The 17105-nt window shown below is 68.2% G+C and carries 14 protein-coding genes and 1 pseudogene; 9 read left to right on the top strand and 6 right to left on the bottom strand.

The genetic code is table 11. The features are described 5' to 3' along the window. Positions 1-6: 6 nt before the first annotated feature. Complete coding sequence (locus C475_RS14605; RefSeq protein ID WP_006884623.1) at positions 7-1287, bottom strand: NAD(P)/FAD-dependent oxidoreductase; 1281 nt, start codon at positions 1285-1287, stop codon at positions 7-9. A gap of 224 nt (positions 1288-1511) precedes the next feature. On the opposite strand from C475_RS14605, the gene C475_RS14600 reads away from it, so the two are divergent. After that, positions 1512-2105, top strand: coding sequence for a DUF6149 family protein (locus C475_RS14600; protein ID WP_006884622.1), 594 nt, complete (start codon positions 1512-1514; stop codon positions 2103-2105). 42 nt (positions 2106-2147) lie between these two features. On the opposite strand, the gene C475_RS14595 is transcribed toward C475_RS14600, so the two are convergent. Beyond that, positions 2148-3518, bottom strand: coding sequence for an NAD(P)/FAD-dependent oxidoreductase (locus tag C475_RS14595; protein ID WP_006884621.1), 1371 nt, complete (start codon positions 3516-3518; stop codon positions 2148-2150). 67 nt (positions 3519-3585) lie between these two features. Beyond that, positions 3586-5799: a sensor histidine kinase gene (locus tag C475_RS14590; RefSeq protein ID WP_006884620.1), complete on the bottom strand. Its 2214-nt coding sequence runs from the start codon at positions 5797-5799 to the stop codon at positions 3586-3588. Between the two features lie 181 nt (positions 5800-5980). Here C475_RS14590 and C475_RS14585 point away from each other — a divergent pair, with 181 nt between their 5' ends. From C475_RS14585 to C475_RS14575, 3 genes are all read left to right on the top strand, one after another. Then, positions 5981-6856: a homoserine kinase gene (locus C475_RS14585; protein WP_006884619.1), complete on the top strand. Its 876-nt coding sequence runs from the start codon at positions 5981-5983 to the stop codon at positions 6854-6856. A 147-nt stretch (positions 6857-7003) separates the two neighbouring features. Next, a complete protein-coding gene (locus tag C475_RS14580; RefSeq protein ID WP_006884618.1) occupies positions 7004-7843 on the top strand; it encodes a hypothetical protein in 840 nt (279 codons plus the stop codon). Beyond that, the gene (locus C475_RS14575) at positions 7843-9021 is read left to right on the top strand and encodes an inorganic phosphate transporter (RefSeq protein WP_006884617.1); all 1179 of its coding nucleotides are present in this window, start codon (positions 7843-7845) and stop codon (positions 9019-9021) included. Before C475_RS14580 ends, C475_RS14575 begins: the two co-directional genes overlap by 1 nt. A 29-nt stretch (positions 9022-9050) precedes the next feature. Here C475_RS14575 and C475_RS14570 read toward each other — a convergent pair. Continuing rightward, positions 9051-9637, bottom strand: a pseudogene (locus C475_RS14570) (undecaprenyl diphosphate synthase family protein). 168 nt (positions 9638-9805) lie between these two features. Between C475_RS14570 and C475_RS14565 the strand changes: the two are divergent. Both C475_RS14565 and C475_RS14560 read left to right on the top strand, forming a co-directional pair. Next, the gene (locus C475_RS14565) at positions 9806-11152 is read left to right on the top strand and encodes a DUF92 domain-containing protein (protein WP_006884616.1); all 1347 of its coding nucleotides are present in this window, start codon (positions 9806-9808) and stop codon (positions 11150-11152) included. Further along, on the top strand, positions 11149-11622 hold the full coding sequence (locus C475_RS14560; protein WP_006884615.1) for a GNAT family N-acetyltransferase: 474 nt from the start codon (positions 11149-11151) through the stop codon (positions 11620-11622). The genes C475_RS14565 and C475_RS14560 overlap by 4 nt, the downstream gene beginning before the upstream one ends. 56 nt (positions 11623-11678) lie before the next feature. On the opposite strand, the gene dnaG is transcribed toward C475_RS14560, so the two are convergent. After that, positions 11679-13157 (bottom strand): DNA primase DnaG, encoded by a 1479-nt coding sequence (gene dnaG, locus C475_RS14555; protein ID WP_006884614.1) that lies wholly within the window; start codon positions 13155-13157, stop codon positions 11679-11681. A gap of 256 nt (positions 13158-13413) precedes the next feature. Between dnaG and C475_RS14550 the strand changes: the two genes are divergently transcribed. Genes C475_RS14550 through C475_RS14540 form a run of 3 tightly spaced genes read left to right on the top strand, consistent with a single transcriptional unit; the run spans position 13414 to position 16054 of the window. Beyond that, entirely contained in the window at positions 13414-13635 is a 222-nt protein-coding gene (locus C475_RS14550; protein WP_006884613.1) for a DUF3311 domain-containing protein, read from the top strand. Further along, on the top strand, positions 13628-15094 hold the full coding sequence (locus tag C475_RS14545) for a sodium:solute symporter family protein (RefSeq protein ID WP_006884612.1): 1467 nt from the start codon (positions 13628-13630) through the stop codon (positions 15092-15094). The genes C475_RS14550 and C475_RS14545 overlap by 8 nt, the downstream gene beginning before the upstream one ends. A 57-nt stretch (positions 15095-15151) precedes the next feature. Then, complete coding sequence (locus C475_RS14540; RefSeq protein ID WP_006884611.1) at positions 15152-16054, top strand: HFX_2341 family transcriptional regulator; 903 nt, start codon at positions 15152-15154, stop codon at positions 16052-16054. Between the two features lie 48 nt (positions 16055-16102). Here C475_RS14540 and C475_RS14535 read toward each other — a convergent pair whose 3' ends face one another. Continuing rightward, positions 16103-16990, bottom strand: a complete 888-nt coding sequence (locus tag C475_RS14535) for a hypothetical protein (protein WP_152436440.1) — start codon at positions 16988-16990, stop codon at positions 16103-16105. Between the last annotated feature and the right edge of the window lie 115 nt (positions 16991-17105).

The following is a 17105-nucleotide window of genomic DNA, read 5'->3' as shown; positions in this document are numbered from 1 at the left end:
TCGGCGTTACTCGGGCTTGGGGGTGGCCTCTTCGAGCTTGTCCATGTCCACGTCCTCTTCGAGGAGGAGATCCTTGTGCTGGGCGACCTCGCGCTCCTCGCGCATGAGCTTCTTGAACTTGGACTGCTGGGACAGGTCGCCGATGAGGACGCCGCCGACGATCTTGCCGTCGTTGAGCGCGAGGCGGCGCCACTCGGTGTCGCTGTACTTGCGGGCGGCGTCGTCGTCGCCGATCGTCGGGTGGCCAAAGGAGAGAAACGGGAAGTCGAAGTGGGTGATCGAATAGGAGGAGACCCAGCGGAACTCCTCGGGGTCGTCGGACTCGCCGCCGGCTTCGAGGTCCTCGACCATGTTCTGGCCGGCGATCGAACCCTGCTCCTTCGCCGAGCCCCACGAGCCGTTCTGGCCCATCTGGCCGAGGATAGTGTCGTAGAACCACGTCAGGTCGCCCGCGGCGTACACGTCGTCGACGTTGGTCCGCATGTACTCGTCGGTGACGACGCCGTCGTCGTTGGTCTCGACCGGCGTGTCCTGGAGGAACTCAGTGTTGAAGCTCAGGCCGATGGCGACGCCGGCCCAGTCGCCCTCGTAGCGCTCGCCGTTGGGGTCGATAGCAGCCTCGACCTGGCCGTCGTCGTCGGTCTCGAACTCGGAGACGCCCGAGTCGAAGACGGGCGTGACACCGCGCTCGCGCATCGCTTCGTGGAGGATCTCCGCGCCCTCCTCGTCGAGCGCGTAGCGCCACCAGCACTCGCCGCGCATCAGGTAGTTGGCGTCGAGCTCCTGGGCGCCGCAGATGGCCGCCAGGTCGATGCCGAGCAGGCCTGCGCCGACGATGATGCCCTGGTCGGCCGCCTCGACGTTCTCCTTGATAGAGCGGGCGTCCTGGAACGTCCAGAAGTGGTCGATGCCGCCGGCGTCCGCGTTGTCGATGCCGAAACTCGCCAGACTGGCGGGCGTCCCGCCGGTCGCGAGGAGGAGCTTGTCGTACTCGTAGACGGTCCCCTCGTGGGTGTGGATCTCGTTGTCCTCCGTGTCGATCGTGGTGACGTGCGTGTTGAGCTGGAGGTCGATGTCCCGTTCCTCGTACCACTCGGGCTCGTGGATCGAGATGGGCGCCTCGGGCAGTTTGCCCTTGGCGAACTCCTTGATCAGGATGCGGTTGTACAGCGCTTCACCCTCATCGGTGATGACGGTGATGTCCGCGTCGGGGTCTTCCTCCCGGATCGTCTCCGCTGCCGAACTCCCCGCGATGCCATCACCGATGATGACGTGGGATGCGCTCATGGCCAGGGTGTTCGCAACCGTGGTTAATACGGATTGCTATCTCTCCATGCGGATGATTGGCAGACACATTCCCTCGAACGAAATAGTTGATCGTTCCGTCATGACGAACGCGCGCTGGAACCGAAACCCCTAGCGGATCGCCGATTCGGTCGGCGTTCGGGCGTGCCGTCGGTCGGTGCGTACCCGAGACGTTGAATACGCTCGCGTCCAAACCTCCGAACACGATGAAAATTAGCCAGAACGTCCGTCACTTCGCCGCCAAGCAGGCGTTGACGCTCCCCGTCGTCGGGGAGAAGGTCAACGACCGGCTGGTCGGGATGCACACGGATATCTTCGCCGAGAAGGCCGACCCCGCCCGCCGCGAGGAGCGCCGGGACCACCTCGACGACTTCTTCGACGCGACGATGGACACCTACGTCGCCGCGCTCGAGGACGGCTACCCGGAGGCCGAAGCCCGCGAGATCACTCACGTCCAGGCCAACTTCGACTTCTACAACCACGGCTGGACCGAGATGATGGAGTTCCCGAGCGACGAACTCGGCGACCACTACGACCGCTACAGCGAGTTCTTCGAGCGCTACGACATCACCATCGACGACCCGCTCGGCGCGTTCACCCCGGTCGACGGCGTCGCCGACGCCCCGTCGACCCCGGAGAAGCTCGACGACCCCGAACACCCCTACGCCGAGGGCGGCTTCGCCGACGACGTGTACGTCGAGACCGCCGACGGCGAACTCGTGGTCGGCGGGGAGGAGGCGCCCGAGGACGTGTCCGTCGAGGAAGCGCCGGGCGTCGACGGCGACGAAGTCGACGCGTGAGCCGCGCCCCCCGCTTCGCGCCCCGAGTCGCCCGTGGCGGGACTACCGGTCGCCCGTGATCAGGTCCGCACAGGCGTATCCGGCCTCGATCCCGCCGTCGAGCGAGCGCTCGGGGTACTGCGCGCGGGAGGCCATCCCGGCGTAGTAGACGCCCTCGGCCACCTCGCCCCCCAGATCGTAGGGGACGACCATGTCGAGATAGCCGCGCTCGTAGATGGGGGCAGTTCGGGGGTTCCGGGCCGTCTGCACCCAGTTGACGCCCTCGCGGTCGAAGGCGGGGAACATGTCGCCGACCCCCTCGGCCCAGTAGTCCTCGACCTCCGAATCGGACATCCCCCACAGCTCCTCCTCGGGGCTCTGGATGTAGCTGGCCGTGTAGTAGAGGTGTTCGCCGCCGTAGCGCTCGGGCGGCACGAAGTTCGTGTGTTCGATGAACACGCCGAAGGGCGCCTCGTCCTTGATGTTCAGCCAGTAGGTGTCCGAGAGGGACTGTTCCATGCTCCAGACCGAGCAGACCGTCCCCTGGAAGTCGATCTCGCAGGGATAGCCCGTCAGGTCTTCGAGGACGTTCGGCATCGCCGCGACGACGACGGCGTCCACGTCGTGGGTCTCCGTCTCACCGTCGCGCTCGACCGTGATCGACTCGACCGTCGAGCTACCGGTCGTCGATGTCGCGCCCGCGACCGCTGCACCACCGTCGGCCGCCGCGCCGACCCCCGTTCCGATCTCGGTCACGCGCGCGCCGGTCGTAACGTTCTCCGTGCCGACGGCCGCGTAGAGTTCGTCGAGCAGGACGCCGAACCCGCCCTCCAGATAGCCCAGCTGTTCGCCGCGGATCACGTCGCGCTCGCCGCGGAACTTCACGCGACCGAGCAGCCACGCCGCCGACACGTCCTCTTTGCGCGAACCGAACTTCGCGTCCAGCAGCGGCTCCCAGAACGACTCGTAGACGTGGCGGGTGGTGTGGTCGAGCAGGAACTCCTTGATGGGTACGTCCTCGAAGTCGGTGATGTCGTCGTAGGTGTCGAACTTCGGGACGCCGCCGCGCACGTCGATCTCCTTGACGAGCATCGCCAGCCGGAACTTGTCGTAGATCGACAGGTGCGGGTAGGCGAGGATCTCCCAGGCCTTCTCCATGGGGTGGACGACCCCGTCGACGTAGTACGAATCGGTCTTGTAGCGCCACTCCAGGTCCTCGCCGAGGCCGAGGTCGTCGATCAGTTCGACGATGGTCCCCTCGGAGGCCGAGAGGTGATGATAGAACTTCTCGATAGGGTCGCCCGCGGTCTCGTAGACGGCGGCCAGGCCGCCCACGTCGTCGCTCGCCTCGAACACCTGGACCTCGCGACCGCGTTGCTGGAGGCGATACGCGGCCGCGAGGCCGGCGACGCCGCCGCCGACGACTCCGATCATACCTCCCGTTCCGCCGTGATCGGAAAAGCCCTTTCGCTCGGTCGCCCCCCGTCGGCTCGGCGGCGGGTCACTCGCCGGGCGGGAGTTCGGGCGTCTCCGCGGCGAGCTGGAACTCCAGGACGACGACGGTCCCGGTGGGCTCGTTGTCCTCGAACCAGACGTTGCCGCTGTAGAGGTCCATCATCACGGAGACGAAGTAGAGGCCGAACCCGTGGGCGGTCTGGCTGGTCGCCATCTCCCGCTGGAAGACCTGCGTCTGCATGTCCTCCGAGAGGCCGGGGCCGTTGTCGGCGATCCGGACCTGGATCCACTCGCCCATCGGTTCGGTCGCGACTCGGACCCGGGGGCGGGCGCCGTCGTTGTGTTCGACCGCGTTCGAGAGGACGCCCTCGACGACGTCGGCCACGAGGTCGTTGGCGGCGACCGTCAGGTCGTCGGCGACATCGAGTTCGACCGCGACCGACTCGTAGCGCTCCGAGAGCGCGAGGCCCTCCTCGTAGAGGACTCCCGAGAGGTCGACCCGTTCGAGCCGCTCGTCCTCGGTGGCGGTCACGGTGTCGTTGACCGCGCGGATCTTCTCGGTCATGTCCGTCAGATCCGAACACCACGTCCGGATCGTCCCGAGTTTCTCGGTGTCGCCCTCGCCGACGCGCGTCTGCAGGTGCTGGGCGTGGCCGTCGATGACCAGCATCGCGTTGCGGATGTTGTGCCGGAGGACGCCGTTGAAGAACTCGATCTGTTTGTTGCGTCGCTCGACGGCGACCCGGCTGGCGCGCAGTTCCTCCTCGTACTCGACGCGCGTCAGCGCCGTCTCGGTCGTCCGCGCGAGGATCTGGCCCAGCTGTTCGTCGGTCTCAGTGTACCCCTCGCCCTCGTCGGTCCCGATGACGAGCACGCCGTGGTCGCCCAGCGGCAGGAACAGCGCCGACGCCGAGCCGAACGCGTACGGGCCGATCACGAGGTCCCGTTCGCCTTCGAAGGTGGCGAGTTCGCCGCTCTCGTAGCTCGTCCAGAGCGGTCCCGTCCCCCGTGGGACCCGGATCGACTCGTCGGCTTCGACGCGGAGTTCCGCCGCCAGCCGGTCGGTGACCGCTTCCGAGACGAGCGCGTCCGTCGGCTCGTCGTACCGAAACAGGGCCGCGTAGGGCTGGTCGTGAACGTCGCTGGCGAACCGGACCGCGATGTCCGCGACCTCGGCCGCGGTTCGCGCGCCGATGAACCGCTGGGTGGCCGCCTGCATCGCCGTCAGCTGGTCGAGCCGACGCTGTTGGTCGGACACGTCCCGAAGGTGGACGAGTCGGCCCTTCGGGACCCCGTACTGGTCCTCGACGGTGGTCACGCCGAGCGAAAACGACGACACCGCCCGGTCGTAGCCGGGCGCGTCGACGGTGACCGCCGCGCCGTCGGCGACCCGGTCTGCGAACCCGTCGGCGACCGCGTCGGCGTGGCGCCCCGAGAGGTCACCGCCGTCGACGAGCCGCTCGGCGGCCGGGTTGTGGTCGATCACCGTGTCGGCGTCGTCGAGGATCACCACCGGGTCCGCGAGTTCCTCGGCGAGCAGGTCCGCCGCGACGGGCGCGACGCCTTCGAAGTCGTAGCGAAAGAGGACGAGCCCCGCTACCACGCCGTAGACAGCGAACATCGCCGGCGCGACCGAGACCCCCGGATGGACCCCGCCGGCCACGGAGACGACGACGGTTCCCGCGGTCGGGAACAGCCCCCCGAGGACGAGCGCGCCCGTCTCGGCCCGGTAGACGTTGCGCGAGTCCAGCAGGAAGGCGATGAGGAGGAGATACCCGACGAGTATCAGGCCGTACGCGACCAGTGATTGCGCGGCGAGGGCGAGCGTCTCCGCCGCGGCGGGCGCGGTGATCCCGTTCTCGGTGACGACCTCGAGAGGTGCGAGCACGAAGCCGTGGACCGGCGCGGTCACGTGGACGAGCGAGAACGCCGTCAACGGCGCCCAGAGCGCGGCCAGTCGACCGCGAGTGAGCCACTCGCGGTGGCCCGTGTAGACGACCGCGAAGACGAGCCACAGCATCGGGATCTGCGACGAGACGGCGCCTGCGAGGAGGGCGGCACCGCTCGCGACCGCGGTTGAAGGCGCCATCAGAACCGTCACCTGCAGGAGCGCCCAGCCGCCGGCCGCGAGCGACAGCCAGCCGAACGGCCGCGCGCCCGGCCGCTCCCGGTGACGGTAGGCCACCGCCGCGAGGGCGAACTCGACGGCGCCCCCGACGGCGGTCGCGGCGACCACCGGAGCGAGCGCCTCACCAGCCATCTGACGCGTTCACGAACCCGTATTTTCAACTTGTTCGTATTATAGATTGTGTCGCATTATCGCGCGAGACAATGCCGTGACCGAGCCCCGACGTGACGCGCTCGTCCGGTTCCGGCACGCTCCTGGGCTCCGTCCCCGTACTCCGCTACCTTTTTGCCCGCAGTCGCGGAAATCGCACGATATGGTGACGGTGCGGGCGCCGGCGACGAGCGCGAACCTGGGGAGTGGCTTCGACGTGTTCGGTGTGGCGCTGGACAGACCGGCCGACGTGGTCCGGGTTCGGCGAGCCCCCGAGACCACCATCGACGTGACCGGTGCCGGGAGCCAGTTCATCCCCGAGGACCCCGCGGACAACACCGTCGGCGCCGTCGCCGAGGCGCTCGACGCCCCCGCCCACATCGAGATCGACAAGGGCGTCCGCCCCGCCTCGGGCCTGGGTTCCTCGGCGGCCTCCGCCGCCGCGGCCGCGGTCGCGCTCAACGAGCTCTACGACCGCGGGCTCACCCGGAAGGAACTCGTCCCCATCGCCGCGGAGGGCGAGGCCGTCGTCTCCGGCGACGCCCACGACGACAACGTCGCCCCCGCGATCCTCGGCGGGTTCACGATCGCGACGCCGAGCGGCATCGCGACGGTCGACGCCGACATCTCGCTCGTGACTTGCCTCCCCGACATCGTCGTCTCGACCCGCGACGCCCGCGAGGTCGTCCCCGACGGCGCCCGCGTCGCCGACATGGTCGAGACCGTCGGCAACGCCGCCACCCTGACGACGGGCATGCACCGTTCGGACCCCGAACTCGTCGGTCGCGGCATGGAGGATTCGGTCGTCACCCCCGCCCGCGCCGAACTCATCGACGGCTACAGCGACGTTCGAGAGGCCGCCTTCGACGCCGGTGCCACCGGCGTCACGATCAGCGGCGCCGGCCCCTCGGTCATCGCCGCCTGCTACGAGACCGACCGTCGTGCCATCGCCTCCGCCATGGTCGACGCCTTCGACGAGACGGGCGTCGAGGCCCGCGTCTACCAGACGGCGATCGGCGAGGGCGCCACCTTCCACTGAGCGAGCGCGCGCCAGCCGGTCGGGGGTTCTTTGCCAAGGTTCTTGACCCGAGGGCCGCTCTGTATAGATACGCGTGTCTTCTTTCCCGTCTCCCCGACAGCGTATCGCTCCCGCGCCCCAACGGCCCCTGAACACGGCCGGTGGACGATGAACCCGAGCCGCGTCGACTCGATCGTCGATCTCTCCTACGGACTGCTGATCGCGGTCGCGGTCGGGCTCATCGTGGTCGCCGGCAACACCGTCGGCCTGGCGTTCGGATTCGGCGTCCTCATCTCGTATCTGCTCCACGTGGTCTGGAAGATGGCCCGCTTCGACCCCGACTGGATGACCACCGCGGTCAAGGAAACCGTCGAGGAAACCGTCGAAGAAACCGTCGACGAAACCGTCGAGGCGAAAGTCGGCGAGACCGTCGAACAGACCGTCGGCGAGACCGTCGAACAGACCGTCGACGAAACCGTCGGCAGCGCCGTCGAGGAAACTGTCGACGAAACCGTCGAGGAGAAAGTCGGTGAGACGGTCGAAGAAACCGTCGAGGAAACGGTCGGCGAAACCGTCGAGGAAACCGTCGAGGAGAGAGTCGGTGAGACGGTCGAAGAAACCGTCGAGGAAACGGTCGGCGAAACCGTCGAGGAAACAGTCGGCGAAACTGTCGAGGAGACTGTCGAGGAGAAAGTCGGTGAAACCGTCGAAGAAACCGTCGAGGAGAAAGTCGGTGAAACCGTCGAGGAGAAAGTCGGTGAAACCGTCGAGGAGACGGTCGAGGAGAAAGTCGGCGAAACGGTCGAGGAAACGGTCGAAGAGAAAGTCGGTGAGACCGTCGAGGAGACGGTCGGTGAGACAGTCGAGGAAACCGTCGAGAAGACGGTCAGCGACACGGTCGAAGAGACCGTCGAGGAGACCCTGGAGGAGCAACTCGACGGGACCGGTGACGACGGCGACGGGTCCGACGCGGAGTCGGAGCGAACGGCCGGCGACGGGGGGAGCTGATGGTCGAGCTCCTGCTCGTTGTCGGCGTCCTCGTCTCGATGTTCGTCGCGTACAACATCGGCGGGTCGACGACGGGACCGGCCTTCGGCCCGGCGGTCGGCGCGGACGCCATCTCGAAGACGACCGCCGCGGTGCTGATGGGGGTGTTCTTCTTCGTCGGCGCCTGGACCATCGGCCGGAACGTCGTGACGAAGCTCGGGTCGGAACTGGTCACCGACGCCGGCGTGTTCACGCTGGAGACGTCGATCGTCGTCCTCTTTTTCATCGGCGTCGCGCTGCTCATGGGCAACGTCTTCGGGGTGCCGGCCTCGACCTCGATGACCGCGGTCGGGGCGATCGCCGGACTGGGGCTCGCGGGCGGGGCGCTCGACCTCGCCGTCATGGGCGAGATCGTCACCTGGTGGGTCGTCTCGCCGATCATCGGCCTCTGGGTGTCGCTCGTCATCGGCCGGTACTTCTACGCGCGGCTCAACAAGCTCGTGGCGATGGAGCGCAGCACCGGGCCGCTGTTCGACGTGGACCGGTCCGGCTCGATACCGGGCGTGAGCGTCCACCCGACGACCAATCGGCGGGAACTGGCCGGCGTCGTGGCCGTCGTCGCGATCGGCTGCCTGATGGCGTTCAGCTCCGGCACGTCGAACATCGCCAACGCCGTCGCGCCGCTGGTCGGCAGCGACGAACTGGAGATGAATCCGGCGATAATTCTGGGGGGTATCGGCGTCACCATCGGCGCGTTCACGATCGCCCGGCGGACGCTAGAGACGATGGGCAGCGACATCACGGAACTGCCGCTGACGGCCGCGATCGTCGTCGCCGGGGTCAGTTCCACGCTGGTCGTCTTCCTCTCGGCGCTGGGGATCCCCGCGAGTTTCGTCATCATCGCGACGATGTCGATCGTCGGCCTGGGGTGGGGCCGGGCGACCCGGCCGATGACCGTCCCCGAGGCCGTCTCCACCGAGGACGCCCCGCCGGTCACCGTCGACGCGCTCGCCGCGGACGAGCCCGGCGAGGAGTTGCCACCCATCGGCGAGGAGGACGCCGAGGACATCCCCGACCCCGGCGACCTGTTCAACCCCGCGACGACCGCGCGCGTCGTCCTGATGCAGAACGTCGTGCCGGCCATCGCCACCGCCGGCGCGTACCTCACGTTCCGGTTCGTCCCCGTGTTCGGGTTCTGAGCGGTTGTTCGCCGACGAGCGCGTGAGGCCTACCGCCCGAACCGCCGCTGGCGATTCTGGTAGTCCCGAAGCGCCCGGAGGTAGTCCCGGCGGCGGAAGTCCCGCCAGTTCACGTCGGTGAAGTACAGCTCGGAGTAGACGCTGTCTCTTATACACATCTCTGATGGCNTAGATCCGGCTGGACGGGGAAGACGAGTTCGCCCTCGATGGCGGCCTCGTCGATGTCCTCGGGGGCCAGGTCGCCGGCGTCGACCTCCTCGGCGAGGCTCTGCACCGCGGCGGCGAACTCGTGTTTGCCGCCGAGGCCGATCCCGACCTGGATCGGCGCGTCGGCTTGCTCGTCGTCGTCGGGGCCGCGGACGGCGAGCTCGCGGGGGGCGTCCACGTCCGCGAGCTCCCGGCGGATGGTGTCGACGACCTCCGTGTCGAGGACGCTGACGTAGACGACGACGCGGTCGGCGCCGAACTCGAAGGCCCACTCGAAACAGGCCTCCAGCGTCTCGTAGGCGTCGGCTTCGAGCAGGTCCCGCTCGGTGACGATGACCGCGACCGTCCCGGGGAGGTCGGCGTCGCTGGAGCGCAGGCGGTGGCCGAGATAGCGGTCGTACAGTCCCACACCCCCGCTTTTCCCGGACACGCCCTAAATCTCACGCTCGGCGGCGGCGGGTCGGCCGGCGGCCGCGGTCCGGTGTCGCACCGGCCGAGCGGGAACGTGTCACACCGCGGGCACGGGGCGAAGTGGTTCGGAAACGGTAAGTAGCTCACCGGGGATACCGACAGTAGCGTGACAACGACAGTCCGGCGTGCGGGCGCGTTCGCCCTCGTCGGGACGCTGGCGCTCGCCGTCCCGCCGATCGCCAACCGAACGAGTCGGGCGCTCGCGACCGTCGCCGCGCCCGGCCCGTTCCTCCTCGTCGCCGCCCTCGCGCTGTACGTCGTCGACGAGGGACCGGTCTTCGAGCTGTTCGCCCGGCCCGGCGACCGCCGCGACGGCCGCCTGTACGGCCTCGCCGGCTTCGCCCTGGCGGCCGCGGCGCTGGCGCTGCTGTCCGTGCGATTCACCCTCCCGCCGACGGTCTTCGTCGGAACCGTCTTGCTGCTCGCGTGGGGGAACCTCGGCGGCCACCTCGTCCGGACGGTGCGCGACGAACCGTTCGCCGCGACCGCCGGGTTCGTCCTCGCCGGCTTCCTCGCGGGTAGCGCCGGCCAGTACGCCGCCGCTCGCCTGATCGGGACCACGGTCGAGTGGCCCCTCGTGGCGTTCCTCGCCGCCAGCGGCGCCCTGCTCGGGGCGCTGTTGCGCGCCGTGCTCTTCGAGCGCGACGACCCGCTCGTGATGGTCTCGATCGGCCTGTTGCTGTGGCTGTTCGCCGACCTGCCGCTGTCGATCGAGCCCGCCGTCGTCGGCGCCGCGCTGGCCCTGGCGTTCCTGTTCGGCTACCTCGCCTACGCGCTGGAGACGGCGTCGCTCCCGGGCATGATCACCGGCGTCTTCCTCTGTCTGCAGACGATCGTCCTCGGCGACTTCGGCTGGTTCGTCCTGCTGGTCACCTTCTTCGGCGTCGGCGGGCTCTCGACGAAGTTCCGATACGAGGAGAAAGAACGGCGGGGCATCGCCGAGGAGAACGAGGGCGCCCGCGGCAGCGGGAACGTCCTCGCCAACTCCCTGGTCGGTCTGTTCGCCGTCCTCGGGTGGTCCGCGAGCCCGACGCTGACCGGCGTTCCCGCGGATCTGTTCCTGTTCGCGTTCGCCGGCTCGATCGCCGCAGCGATGAGCGACACCCTCTCCAGCGAGATCGGCGGCGTCTTCGACAACCCGCGGCTGATCACCACCTTCGAGCGCGTCGAACCCGGGACCGACGGCGCCGTCACCTGGCAGGGCGAAGTCGCCGGACTGGCCGGCGCCGTTCTCATCGCCGCCATCGCGCTCGGGGCGTTCGGCCGCGTGGACGCGCTCGGTGCGGGCATCGTCGTCTTCGGCGGCGTCGTCGGCATGACCGTCGACAGCCTGCTGGGCGCCACCGTCGAGGGCGTCTTCCTCGAAAACGAGGGCGTCAACTTCTTCGCCACGCTCGCGGCCGGGATCGCGGCCGCCCTCGCCGCCGTGGGCGCCGGCTTCGTCGCGATATGACCGACGGTACGCACGTCCGTGAGGGTCGGTCGGCCGACGTACCGCCGCTCCGGGCGATCCAGGCGGCCGTCCTCGCCGAGCCCTGGGAGGAGTTGCTGGCCGTCGCCGCCGACGGGCCGCCGATACTGCTGGTCGCGACACCGGCGGGTGCGGCCACCGGGACCGGGGACGCGACGACACCGGTCGGCTACGCGCTCGCGGTCACCGACGGCGACGACGACGCGGGCTATCTCGCCGAACTCGCGGTCGCGCCAGACCACCAGGGCGAGGGTCACGGGTCGGCGCTGCTCGACGCGCTGGTCGATCGACTCCGCGAGTCGGGCGTGAGGAAGCTCCGCGTGACCGTCCGCGAGGTCGACGAGGACGCTCGCACGTTCTACCGCGAGCGCGGCTTCGAGCGGCGCGAGCGACTCCCCGAACACTACGAGCGCGGGGACGGGTTCCTGCTGGAGCGGCGCCTCGACGACTGAAAAACGAGCCGAGCGGCGAGCGGACGGGACGGCCGGCGGGCGGAGGGCGCCCCCGATCAGACCTCGTCGGCCGTGACGATGCGGACGTTGACCGGCTGTTTGACGTACTCGCCTTCCCCGCGGGGGACCACGAGGTCGACGCCGCGCTGGGCGGCCACGTCGAGGACGCGCTGGGAGAGGTCGTCGTCGAGGACGACCGACGCCGGCACCGTCTCGGCGGACTCGACCAGGTCGAACGCCTCGTCGGCCTCGCCCTCGGCGACCGTACCGTATGCGGCGTCGAGCAGCCGTACGCGGCCGCTCTCCTCTCCGACGACCGCTTCGACGTGGCTCGCGAGCGTGTCCGGTCGGGACTCGCCGGACGAGTCGGTGGCGGACGAGTCGGTGTCGCCCGGCGGCTCGGTTGGGACCGTCGTTTCGGCCCCGGCCGCGCGTTCGGAGGCGTCCGCGGTAGCCGGCGTAGCGCTCTCGGTGTCCGAGTCGTCGGTGGCGGCGGACTCGACCGACGCCCCGGCAGCCGTTCCCGATTCGGTGGGGGCCTCGGGGGCGTCTGCCTCGGCCGGTTCGACCGGCGACTCCGGACCGGCCGTCGCCGTGTCGCCGTCCGGCGGCGAGGGCTGACTCGACCCGTCGGTCGCGGCGAGACCGTGCGCGTCGTCCGTCTCGGCCCCGTCGTCGGCCTCCGCGGAATCCGTCGTCGGCGCCGCGTCAGCCGCTGGCGCTCCGTCGTCGTCGGTCGAGACCGTCTCGAAGGGCACCTTGTCACGCAGCGCGTCCATGACGGCGCCGCGGGGGAGGTCCTCGACGGACCGACCGGTCGGCGCGAGCGCGGCGTAGTCCACGTCGCCGACCTGCGACAGCTCCTTGAGAATGAGGTCGCCGCCGCGGTCGCCGTCGAGGAACGCCGTCACCGTGCGGTCCTCGGTCAGTTCGGCGACGGCGTCGGGCACGTTCGTCCCCTCGACCGCGATGGCGTTCTTGATGCCGTACTTGAGCAGCTGGAGCACGTCGGCGCGGCCCTCGACGACGATGATCGCGTCGCTGTCGGCGACGCGAGGGCCGGCGGGCAGGCCGGCGAACTCGGTGATGTCCTCGACGCGTGCGCTCCGGCGGACCTCGTCGACGAGGTCCTCGCTGGACATCGTGGTCGCGTCGAACTCCGCGAGGAGATCCTTCGCGCGCTCGACGACGCGCCGGCGCTTCGCCGAGCGCACGTCCTCGATATTCCGTATCTCGACGTCGGCCGTCGACGGGCCGACGCGCTCGATGCTCTCCAGAGCGGCCGCGAGGATCGCCGTCTCGACGCGGTCGAGCCCGCTAGCGATCGTGACCTCGCCGAAGGAGCTCCCGCGTTCGGAGTCGACCTCGACGTCGATGCGGCCGAGCTTGCCCGACTCCTGGAGGTCCCGCAGGTCGAGCTCGTCGCCGAGCAGGCCTTCGGTCTGTCCGAAGACCGCGCCGACCACGTCACTCCGCTCGACCACCCCGCTGGTCCTGATGTCCGCGTGGATCAGATACTTCGCTGAATCGTACATTGGTGAACTGCCCCGGTTCGGGGCGTGATATGGATGGTGTGGGTGATGGTGAATCGCCGTCCATGAACGACTTCACTGAACAACCCGTAACTTGTCACTCGACGACTGTAATATCTGCCGATGCCCCGGATATCTCCGGAACTCGGCCGGCGCTTCACCGTCTCGTCCCCTCCAAAATGAAGAGAAATATTCTTCGAAAATACACTCCGTAGGCGTTCGACGAAAGGTTAAGGGGCGTGTAGCCGAACGGTCGTGTATGAACGAGCGCACGCGGCTGGTCGGCTGGGCGGCGATCGCGGTCGCGCTGGCGGCGCTGTCGGTGCCGTGGTTCCTCTGGGGCGCCGACGGCGTCGTCGCGGGGCTGCCGGTCTGGGTGTGGTACCACGTCGGCTGGCTCTGCCTGGTCGCCGTCGTCTTCTGGGTGTTCACGAAACGGGCGTGGGGCCTGGGCGTCGAGGGGGTGAGCCGCGATGGCTGACACGGCTCTGCAGGTCGGGATCATCGCGGGGTACATGCTCGTCGCGCTGGCGATCGGCGTCGTCGCCTACCGCCTGACCGACCGGACCGCCGAGGACTACTACCTCGCGAGTCGCACGCTGGGTACCGTCGTCCTCCTGTTCACCACCTTCGCGACGTTGCTCTCGGCGTTTACCTTTTTCGCCGGCCCGAACATCAGCTACGGCGCCGGCCCGGAGTGGATCCTCGTCATGGGGCTGATGGACGGCGTCATCTTCGGGATCCTGTGGTACGTGCTGGGCTACAAGCAGTGGCTCGTCGGGAAGGCCAACGGCTACCTGACCCTCGGGGAGATGCTCGGCGACCGCTTCGGCTCGCTCCGCCTGCGCCTGCTCGTCGCCGGTGTCAGCATCTTCTGGCTGTTCCCGTACGTGATGCTCCAGCAGCAGGGCGCCGGTACGGCCATCGAGGCGCTGACCGGCGGCGCGGTCCCGTACTGGGCCGGCGCGGGCGGGATCACGCTGTTCATGATCGGCTACGTCGCCCTCTCGGGGATGCGCGGCGTCGCCTGGACCGACACCCTCCAGGGCGCGTTCATGCTCGTGATCGTCTGGGCGGCGTTCGTCTGGGTCGCGAGCGCAGTCGGGGGCGTCGGGGCCGCGACGGCGACGCTGGGCGACGTGGACGGCAACTTCCTCGCGCTCGGCGGCGGCACCTACACGCCGGAGTACATCCTCTCGACAGCCATCTCCATCGCCTTCGGCGTCACGATGTTCCCGCAGGTCAACCAGCGCTTCTTCGTCGCCGAGTCGAAGGCCGTCATCAAGCGCACGCTCCCGCTGTGGCCCGTCCTCGTCGTCCTGCTGTTCGTCCCGGCGTTCATGATGGGATCGTGGGCGCGGGGCCTGGGCATCCAGGCCGGCGCCAACGAGAACGTCCTTCCGCTGCTGCTCGCCGAGTACACCCCTGCGTGGTTCGCGGCGCTCGTCGTCGCGGGCGCAATGGCCGCGATGATGTCCTCCAGCGACTCGATGCTGCTGTCGGGGTCGTCGTACTTCACCCGCGACATCTACCGCCCGCTGGTCGCCGAGGCCTCCGAGGAGCGCGAAGCGTTCCTGGGTCGGGTCGGTGTCGCCGTCTTCGCCACCCTCTCGTTCGTCGCCAGCCTGTTCCAGCCGGCGACGCTGCTGGAGATCGGCGACACCGCCTTCGGCGGGTTCGCACAGTTGGCACTCCCCGTGGGCGTCGCGCTGTACTGGTCGAACACGACGAAGACCGGCATGTACGTCGGTATCGGCGGGAGTCAGCTGTTCTACCTGTTGAGCGTCTTCACCGAAGTCGTCCCCGGGAGTTTCCTCGGAGGGTGGTCGTCGTCGGTCGTCGGAATGGTCCTCGGGCTGGTGCTGACGGTGAGCGTCTCGCTGGTCACCAGTCACGCACTGGGCGAAGACACTTCGGTGTACGCGACGGGCGCGGACTGACCGGACCGGTCCGGCGAGTCTGCGGAATTTATACGCCGCGGGGGCCACCTACCGAGTATGCAGACCCACATCGTGCCGGTCGGATTCGACTACGACCGGTTGATCGCGCCGCTCGTGCGCGACAGGCTCGACGTGGACCGCGTCGTCCTGCTGGAGGGCGCGGTCGGCAGCGAGGCCAACGTCGAGTACTCCCGGAACCTCGCCGCCAAGCTGGAGAAAGACTACCGCAACCTCCTGGGCGCGACGACCGAGCGCTTCGTCGTCGAGGACGTCTATGACTACGACGAGGCGTTCGAGCAGGCGTTCGAACTCATCAACGCCGAGCTGGACCGCGAGGACGACGCCAACGTGTGGGTCAACATCTCCGCGATGCCCCGCACGGTTTCGTTCGCCTTCGCCACCGCCGCCCACTCCATCATGGTCGAGCGCGAGGAGGACCGCCAGCGCATCCACACCTACTACACCGTCCCCGAGAAGTACCTCGAAACCGAGCTCGCCGAGGAGCTTCACCGCGGGATCGACCTGCTCTCGGACCTGGAGGAGAGCGTCGACGACCCAGAGCTGGCCGAGCGCGTCGACGAGCGGCTGGCCGCCGCCGAGGAACTGCTCTCGGAGTTCGACGAGCGCGGCACCACCATCGGCGCCAAGGAGTTCGACGGCCAGCACATCCTCGAACTCCCCGTCGCGTCGTTCTCCAACGTCAAACCGTTCGAGGAACTCATCCTGTTCACTCTCGGCGAACACGGCGAGTTCGAGTCCGTCTCCGAGCTGGCACAGGAACTCGCCCGCGAACTCGGCGAGGAGTACACCGACAGCTTCCGCTCGAAGGTCATCTACAACGTCGACCGCCTCGGCCCGGGCGGGAAAGGCTACATCGAACAGGAGGAACACGGGAAGTCCTACCGGACGCGCCTGTCGCGCATCGGCGAGCTGTGGGTCCGAGCGCACTCGGACGATTGAAAATATCGGGTGTCCGCCGGAGTCCGTCGGTACCGACGGGCGGTCCGGTTACCCGTAGACCGAGACGTTGTCGTAGTCCGCGAAGATTGTCCAGCTCGTTTGACAACTCTCCCGGCCGCGCCAGTGTTTGAACAGTTCGGTGACCTTGAACTGTCCGGACTCGCCCGGCTCGACGGTGAGCTGGAACTTGGCGTGGTTCGACGCCCTGAAGAAACCGACGTAGTACTGCTCGCTGAGAACGACCTGGTCGTCGTCGGCCATGTTGTAGTCATCGCCCTGGCTCATAAGCGACGCCGCCAGACCTGCCGCGCCGAGAGCGCCCGACCCGGAGATGCCCGCCGCGCTCATCGCGAGCGACAGCGCCGAGGAGGCAGTGCTTAGGGAACTCCACCCACCGCCGAAGTCTGCGACCGAGGACCCGTCTTGCGGGACCGGATGCATGTACATGTCGCCGTCCTCCGGCGGTTCCATACCGAACTGGATCGTGTTGTCGTCCTGGCGTTCGATTTTGATCTCCTGGTAGTCCGCCGCCCAGTCTCCCTCGTAGCGATTGGCGGGATAGTCGAGATTCCTGTCGTCGTCGGGGTTTCCGTCGCCGTACCCCTCCGACTCCGTCACCGGCATGTCCCCTTTCTCGGGCTCAATGACGACGAAGTCGGCGCAGACCTCGAACATGTACCGGGCCAGCGGATCGTCGTGTTCACTCTTGTCGTCGCGGGAGACGTTAGTCAAGACCAGGGCCCCACCCAGATTTCCTTTCACATGGGTGCCGTTGAGGTCGTAATCATAGCCCCCGATTCCGTCCCAGGAATCGCCTTCTTCGGCCGCTGCCGCGTCCCGTGCAAACAGCGACGGAACCGCAGCAACTGCACCCGCGCTGCCGATCATCTTTATCGCGTTCCGTCTGGACGTACCGTCACTATACTTCTCAACCACATACGTTTTCATAGATTGATTTCGTTTAATACTTTTGGATCAATATAATTGGTTGATATTTTGTGCCGGCGTGAACAGTCCTTCGGTGGCTCGAAACCGCTGTGGGCCATCGACT

This window comes from Halosimplex carlsbadense 2-9-1, assembly GCF_000337455.1.
Taxonomy (GTDB): Archaea; Halobacteriota; Halobacteria; order Halobacteriales; family Haloarculaceae; genus Halosimplex; species Halosimplex carlsbadense.
This window is presented reverse-complemented; position numbering and strand designations above follow the sequence as displayed.